Here is an 8,235-nt window from a genome sequence, read left to right as displayed (position 1 = left end):
TCTCCCACTCTCCCACTCTCCCACTCTCCCACTCTCCCACTCTCCCACTCTCCCACTCTCCCACTCTCCCACTCTCCCCTTCTTCCCATCCCCACTTTTCCACTCTTCCAAAACTTCCTTAATAATTGATAAACCACACAGCATAATCATCTAATAACTGATTGTTTGGGGAACTTACATCAACTGATTCTAACTCGAATAAAGGCAACATAAACTTTTGGCGGTCGCCGACGCGATGCAGTTCCACAAATATGCCTTCTTCCTGAATCACAAAATCCTGTAACCGATTAATTATGAAGCTATCAGTATAAGAAGGTTGAGTTTTTTTGAGTCTTGCATATTCTTTTTTGCTGCCCGAACCCATTGTGTATTCTTCTTCCCATTCAAACTCTTCTATGCCGGTAACGTGGCACGGAAGTTGAATATTTTGCTTGATGTACTCTAGATATTTGACAGAGTTTTTTTGGGTGCAATCAATATTTTTAGAACCCAAAATTTTGCTCATTTTAGTTTCAAATTGCTTGGTATTAAATGGGAGATTTTCCTCGATATGCGCTAACATTTCTGGATCGAACCCGGATCTCAATTCGGATAATTCCTCCAGCAGGCGCTGGAAGTCGTTTACCGGTTTCGGTCTTCTGCCTGCTACAATGGTTTCATCAAGCTGAACGGGAGGAAGTTCGGATTGTGAAGGAAGGGATTTGCTTCGATCGGGGCGATCGTCCAATTTAGATTTGTTAACTTTAGGTTGGTTAAGTTTAGGCTTGTTAAATTTAGGCATCGCTCGGTCTCGCTGGATCGGTTTATCAATAAAGTATATCTTGGCAGAAGTACATTCGTGTCTAATAGGAGGAAGGTGTAATGCAACTACTGAAATCGCCTGATGAATCGCCAGTCTATCAAGGACAATTCGGCGAGTTTACGGTTACTCAAAGCGATCGCACGGGAGTGTTGATTTACCGCGCTGGATTGGGGGTGGCGGCGCTGTGTTTTGCGATCGGCACTACTCTGGTGCTGCAACAGGGCGACAACCCGATTGCAATTCAAGCTGTAACGCCTGTTTTTGCTTGTTTCTGGATAGCTTTAGGCGTCAGCTTGGCAACTATTCACATTTACATGATTGCGCTGCACCGAACACTACAGGTGTTTTGGGCGATCGGCGGCGCGGCAGCATTGTTTGTCGCCGTACAAAGCAGCGAACCCTTAGCTTTAGCAGTGTACGAACATCCAGCCACGTTGTGGGGAATTGGCTTTACTTTTGCCGCCTTAAATGGCATTTATTTTAAAGAAGCTTTCTGCTTCAACCGCCTAGAAACTAAGTTTTTGACTCCCGGAGTTCCTCTCTTAATTTTAGGACATATTTTCGGTTTTTTATCACCCGAAAACGAACAATTTTTGCTGGCAATTTGGGCTATTTTGTTTATCATCTTTGCTGTGCGTAAGTTTTTTCAACCGATGCCGCAGGATATCGGCGACAAGAGCGTTTTTGAGTATTTGAAACACCAATAATTTGGGAATGGGGCATTGGGAATGGGGCATTGGACTTTGGGAAATTCTATCAATTTCCCACTATTTCCCTCTTCCCCTGTCTCGCCGAATCTGCCTCCATACCCGAAAACATCTAGATCGAGTTAAAATGAGAATTCGTCTAATCCGTCGTCGAGAAATCTGGGCAATTACTAGGGAAGGTTGGGTAATTGCAAGCACGGGGTTGATAATTTTAATGCTCTTAATTATCACAAATATCCATCCATTTTTGGCGGTAAATGCGCCGATTAAAGCAGATATATTGGTTGTCGAAGGCTGGTTGCCGGATTATGCGATCGAAAGTGCGATCGCCGAATTCAAAAAAGGCGAATACCGCCAATTAATTACCACAGGAGTTCCTTTAAGCAAAGGCTTCTATCTCTCTGAATATAAAAATTATGCCGAACTGACAGCCGCGACTTGTATTGCGCTAGGATTTGATAAAAACAAAGTAGTAGCTGTACCGGCAGCGAGTGTGGTGAAACACCGCACTGCTGCTTCTGCGATCGCACTTCGGGATTGGCTGGCTGCTTCTGCGCTAAAAGTTGACTCAATTAATCTTTATTCTTTTGGCACTCACGCCCGCAGAAGTTGGATTGTTTTCAAAGAAGTGCTGAATCCTGATATTAAAGTCGGGATTATAGCGGCGGAACCGCAAGATTACAATTCACAAGAATGGTGGAAATCGAGCGAAGGTTTTCGGACAGTAACAGGAGAAATTATTGCTTATATTTATGCCCGTTTCGTAGATTGGAAAACTTAGTTATTGGTTATTGGTTATTGGTTATTGGTTATTAGTTATTAGTTCCTGGAAAGTGATATTCTGTAGGTGCGGGTTCACCAGTATCTAAAAATCACATCCAGGGTATTTGTAAACCCGCCCCGCCCCAACTAGGAATCTAAGAGGATTAATGATAAAATTATTCTCAGATAAGTTGAGGGCAACTCGTTGGTAGAAGAACGCGCTTACTGGTTAGCATGGTCGCAAATTAACGGTATCGGGCCGATTTTGTTGCAAAGATTGCACCAAAATTTCAATAGTTTGGCAGAAGCTTGGACGGCAAAACCAGTAGATTTAATGCGAATCGAAGGGTTTGGCAAGCAGATAATTGAAACCATCGTGCAAGAACGAACCCAACTCAATCCCGAAGAATTTATCGAAAAACATCTTATAAAAAATCCATGTTTTTGGACGCCCGCAGATCCAGATTATCCCCGCTTATTATTGGAGATTCCCAATCCGCCACCGGTGCTGTACTATCGCGGTTTAGTCGATCGCAAAGAGAATCAAGGAATTACGCCGACAGTGGCAATGGTTGGTACTCGCAGCCCTTCGGAATACGGCAAAAGGTGGACTCGCAAAATTAGTACGGCTTTGGCTAAAAGCGGTTTTACTGTTATTTCGGGATTGGCGGCGGGCATTGATACTGAGGCTCATATAGGCTGTTTGGAGGCGGGAGGAAGGACTTTTGCAGTCGTGGGGACGGGAGTAGATATTGTATATCCCAAACAAAATGAGAGGTTGTGCGATCGCATTTTGCATCAGGGATTGGTAATTAGTGAATATCCGGCGGGTACTCAACCGAATAAAACTAATTTTCCCCGCAGAAATCGCATAATTGCTGGCTTGAGCCGCGCTACAATAGTGATAGAAGCTCCGCACAAATCGGGTGCGTTAATTACTGCTTATCAAGCGAATGATTTTTGCCGGGATGTGTATGTTTTGACGGGCAGATTGGATGACGAGCGTTCTTTTGGATGTTTGGAATTGCTGAGTAAAGGTGCTCATCCGATTCTGCCAAATAGCGATCGACTGTTAAGCGAAGACAGGTTGTTGGAAATGCTCGGAGCTATGCCAAAATTGGATAATGCCCAGCAGTTGTCGCTATTTCCGGCAAATCCGACGGTTGAGAAGCAAGGGCCGCCGTTGGAGCCGGAATTGGCTAAGGTGTTAAGTGCGATCGAATCTGGGCCGATTTCTTTTGATACAATTGTAGAAGCAGCGGGATTAGAAGCTGGGACGGTTTCTAGTATACTTTTGCAGTTGGAATTGTTGGGATTAGTTTCGCAGTTACCGGGAATGCGATATCAGCGCTGTTGATGTGAAAGGTTAGGTTAAATCGGGTTTTATTCCCTTGATTATTCGGCGGTTGAAACCGCGTCTACACAGACAAAATCCGCCTGCGCGGATTGAAGAGAGGGAGTATTTAACCCAGCAACGGAGGACACGGCATTGCCGTGTCCCTACCGCAAAATAATTAATCTTCCTCGCTAGGATTTAAGCATCACCCGATTAATTGTAGGGAAACGGCACTGCCGTGTCCTAATTTTGGGTAACGGGTAAAATCAACCGGATTGGATGATGAAATTGCCCCGATAACCCAATCGGATATAACTATCGACAACACGGCAATTGAGGACACGGCAATACCGCGTCTCTACTCAAATTAATCCGAAATTAGCAGCACTAATACTGCTAGCAGAAACACCGCTGAGACTTGCCAAAATTTCCCCAGTTTGTGCCAACCGGATTAAAGTAGCCCCGCTATCTTCGGCAATCGCCAACTGCGAGAAATCCAGCCCGCTAGCCAATACTAACAAGTCTTGACCGATTTCAAAATCTGCGATCGTATCAGTACCGGAATTGGCAGAAAGCAAGAACTTATCTAATCCCTTACCTCCCGTCAAAGTATCACTTCCCAAACCGCCAGTCAGCAAATCATCGCCCTTACCTCCGTAAAGCAGATCGTTGCCATCATCGCCATTCAAAATGTCAGCACCGCGGTTGCCAAATAAGGCATCATCACCGCTACTTCCCAGGATTGTATCGCTACCTTTGCCACCGAAAATAGTGTCATTTCCCAGACTTCCGTCGAGGGAATCATTGCCCCTCATGCCCATCAACACATTATCCGTGCTGTCGCCAATCAGGATATCATCGCCATTCGTACCGATAATTGCATTCGGGGAATTGCTGCCCAAATCAGCATCGCCGCTGACAACTGGAGTGGCAATCCCAGCAGGTAATATTACAGCTTCAATTCTGCTATCTAAAGCAGTACCAGTATTGTCAGCAACTACCTGGGAAATAGGTTTATTTCCGGCACCAACTTCTTTGAATTCTTGAGTGGTTGGGCCCAAGGCTACTTGTTGGAGGCGGGCAAGTGATTCAGGTATTGATGTTCCTGTTGGGTTGGAGACAGCCGCATCAATGCGTTGATTGGCTGTTGCCATTACTGTGGCTGCTTGCGAGGTAATTTGGCTGACTTGTTGAGTGTTGAAACTGGGGTCTATTTGCTGGATTTTCGCGGCTGTTTGCTGAATGATTGGTTCTAAGGCTGCGGCATTACTGAGGTTTAAGACTGTACCGGATTGAATTCGATCGGTAATTGAACTGACAACAGCTTTGACAATATCGGTATTGAGTGTACTGGAAGCGCCGTCAATCAAAGCGCTGGTTTGGGTGATGAAGTTTTGGACTTTCACCATTGCGGATAAGACTTGGACTCCGCCGGGTTGATTGTTGTTGGTTGCTAAGATTGGATCTAAGCTAGTTAGGTCAACTTCAGCGGGGAGAGAAAGGGCTGCTTTGACTAAAGATTGCGCTTCTTCTGGTGCAATTCCTTTGTCGGTTAAGTCGGCGACTAAGGTGGTGAGGAGGGTGACTACACTAGAATCTGGGGGTGCGGTGACTGGTGTTTCTAGGGGTAATCCGGTGGCGGTGTCAGTGCCTCCTGTGGCTACTAGATTGCCTTCTGATGGGTCGATTTCTCCGTTTTTGTTGGTGTCGAATGTCTCGAAGGGGATATCGAGATTAAATTTACCGCCTGTATCGGTAATGGTGGATGGTTCGTTGGTGTCTTTGATGCCGTTTTTGTTGGCGTCTAGGAAGAGGGTTGCACCGGAAATGTAGCCGTCAATAACCCAGCCAGGGCGAGTGGACAAATCGTCGTCGTGGATGTTAAATACTTGCGATGCAGTAGCACCTAAAGGATCTGTCGCTGTTAACCGAAAATAGTATTTGAATGGTTTATTCGGTAGGCTCTCGTTCGGCTTTTGACTGAATTTTATGGTGTTATTGTCAGAGTCGAAAGAGAATTGGAGCCAACTCGGTAAAGCATCGCCGGTGGGTAAAGGATTGCCTTTTATGTCAGCAACCTGAGTAAGTTGGTAAGTGAGCTTTTGACCGTCCGGGTCAGTGTAAACGTCTTTGATGTCTGCGTCAGGATTGTTGTAGTACGACCTTAGTAGAATCTTCTGTTCTGGCGGGTGGTTGGGGTCGTTGTCCGCGATCGTCACAGTAGCAGTAGAGGGAGCGCCTACCTTTTGGGAGTAGTCAGAATGTAAGGTGATAAAAACTTTCTCGTCGCCTTCTACTAGGTTATCGTCGTTGACCTGGACAACCATGTTGACGCTGCGTTTATCGGCTGGAATGGTGATAAAGTTGCCGGACTCGTTAGATTGCAAGAAATTACCGGACTCGGAAAGCAATTGGTAATCTATACCGGGTATAGCAGTATCAGGTATGGGAGTGTAGCTTATATTATCGAGCCGATTATCCACTTTGTAATAGACATCCAGCGGCTTAGCGAGGTTGCCACCAGTACGGGTAATAGTGAATTTTCCGGGATTCAGGGGTTCATCTGGGTACTTGCGAGCTATTTCCGCCGCATTGGGATCTGTAGCAGTGATGGTGAGGGTTGGTTTGATATCGGGGGCTGTAAAAGTTGGTCCTTCGACAAACGGTGAACCAGCCCAAGCACTGTCGATCGCCTGTACACTCCATTCATAAGTTTGTGTATTGTAAGAATAATTAGGATCGTAAGGCGGGGCAGGGATTAAGTAATCTGGCTTCAGCAGAAAACTGTAATCCGAGTAGTTCTTGGATTGGTTGACATTCCCCAACTGCACTACTTGTCGAGTTCCGTCATCACCGGACATTGGGCCAACAATGTACTCTTTAATGGGGGGCTTATCACCACCGTTGGGATTGGGATGAGTAGTCCAAACTTTCAGATTGTAGCTTAAACCCTGATCGGGAGTTTTAGAGTCGATCGAGGTACTATTCTCTGCTGGGCGCCAACTTAATAAAACTCCTTCTGAAGTATTAGTAGACTGTAAAAATTGAGGTTGAGGTGTAGAGGGTCGGGTGTTCGCATCAGGGGTGTTGTTGCGGTAGATTTTGACAAAGCTGCCACCGCTAGGTGAATTATCTTTTGTCGTGAGTGCAATATCTAGTCTGCCGTCTTTGTCGTAGTCTCCCCAAGAAGCAGTCGGTTTGTCAACATTATTAGGTAGCCCTGTATTGGTGATGGATGTAAAATCGCCATACTTATCTTCGCCATTTTTATCTTGTTGGTAAACTTTGGCGATGCCACCCAAATTTTCCCATTCTGTTAGCAGGATATCCAGCTTGCCATCGTTGTCGTAGTCTCCCCAAGCACCGAACTCAGCACCAGGCCCCGATGGAATCCAACGTCCCTCAAACGTAGTATCCGAATAGTTTTTGCTCTGGAGCACCGTGGTAAAGCTATTGCTCGACAACCCAACCTTTCCACCTGTTAGCAAGATATCTAGTTTGCCATCGTTGTTGGAGTCTCCGAATGCACCGTAATCAATAGGGGAGCCGGGGTTTTGATTTTGCAGAAGTGGGTTGCTGTCTTCCGTAAAGCCATTGCCTGTGTTTTGATACAATTTTGCGACGTAAATTGCTACACCGTTGTTGCCTTTTAAACCGGTGTCGCCTGCCAGCAAGATATCCTGTTTGCCATCGTTGTTGTAGTCTCCCCAGGCCGCATTGCCAATAACACCGGGCAAGTTGACCCCAGTCTCCTCCTGAAAGCTAATGCCGTAGTTAAAGGGAATGCCACCGCCAAAGTCAATGCGTTCGTTACGGAACACTTTGGCGATGTAGCCTGAACTCGTATCGCCTGTGAGTACAAGATCCTGTCTGCCATCGTTGTTGTAGTCTCCCCAAGCTGCGGAACCGTTGAACATACCAGGCAGGTTTGCCGTGCTTCGCAAAAAGAAATTGGGGTTTATCTGCTGGGTTTGGTAAGAAGGGCGCAGATTGTTCTCAATCTTTTGGTTCACGTACAGTGTGGTGATGGGGATGTAACTCGGCGTAGCATAGGGGTCGGTCTGTGTTGGATCAGTTCTTACACCTGTGAGCAAGATATCGAGGTCGCCATCATTGTCGCTGTCTCCCCAGGTAGCAGAAGGCTTGGTATTATGCTCCTTCCCACTACTGTCGCGAACCGTACCTGAGTAAACGGGAGGCAGGCCTATATCAACTTGCTCAAAGCCTTGACCGTTTTTGTTGCTGTAAACTTTGGGGATATATGCTTTTAGCCCAGGAGAATTTGAGGGGTCTTTGGAACTATCTCGTTCCATCACCAACAGATCCAAATCGCCGTCATTGTCATTGTCGTAGTCTCCCCAGGCATTAGCGCCGACAAAACCAGGTATCGTCTGATCGGCGAGTTCGGTGAACTTTGGGGCCTCCGCCACTATATCGACAGTTCCGCCAAATTGAGGTAGATCGCCAGAGATCGGCATTCCCAAAGGAGTTTCATTAGATTTCGGTAATCCGATCGTCCTGAATTTGTCTGTGCGATCTATTCCTCTAGTGACTGGCGGATCGACGACTACTGGCGGATCGACGACTACTGGCGGATCGACGACTACTGGCGGATCGACGACTACTGG

Annotated in this window: 5 protein-coding genes; 3 read left to right on the top strand and 2 right to left on the bottom strand. The window is 46.3% G+C overall.

From position 1 onward, the window contains the following. Positions 1–118: 118 nt before the first annotated feature. Positions 119–781: a hypothetical protein gene (locus QUA56_RS26720; RefSeq protein WP_333363986.1), complete on the bottom strand. Its 663-nt coding sequence runs from the start codon at positions 779–781 to the stop codon at positions 119–121. An 80-nt stretch (positions 782–861) separates the two neighbouring features. Between QUA56_RS26720 and QUA56_RS26715 the strand changes: the two genes are divergently transcribed. The 3 genes from QUA56_RS26715 to dprA all read left to right on the top strand — a co-directional run bounded on the left by QUA56_RS26715 (position 862) and on the right by dprA (position 3,628). After that, complete coding sequence (locus tag QUA56_RS26715; protein WP_333363984.1) at positions 862–1,509, top strand: DUF2301 domain-containing membrane protein; 648 nt, start codon at positions 862–864, stop codon at positions 1,507–1,509. 127 nt (positions 1,510–1,636) lie between these two features. Next, positions 1,637–2,290, top strand: coding sequence for a YdcF family protein (locus tag QUA56_RS26710; RefSeq protein ID WP_333363981.1), 654 nt, complete (start codon positions 1,637–1,639; stop codon positions 2,288–2,290). A 186-nt stretch (positions 2,291–2,476) separates the two neighbouring features. Further along, on the top strand, positions 2,477–3,628 hold the full coding sequence (gene dprA / locus QUA56_RS26705) for a DNA-processing protein DprA (protein ID WP_333363978.1): 1,152 nt from the start codon (positions 2,477–2,479) through the stop codon (positions 3,626–3,628). Between the two features lie 341 nt (positions 3,629–3,969). Here the strand turns inward: dprA and QUA56_RS26700 are convergent. After that, positions 3,970–8,235, bottom strand: a 4,266-nt coding sequence (locus QUA56_RS26700; RefSeq protein WP_333363975.1) for an FG-GAP-like repeat-containing protein, incomplete at its 5' end; no start/stop codon positions are given.

The sequence above is a fragment of the Microcoleus sp. N3A4 genome (genome assembly GCF_036701805.1).
Taxonomy (GTDB): Bacteria; Cyanobacteriota; Cyanobacteriia; order Cyanobacteriales; family Microcoleaceae; genus Microcoleus.
This window is presented reverse-complemented; position numbering and strand designations above follow the sequence as displayed.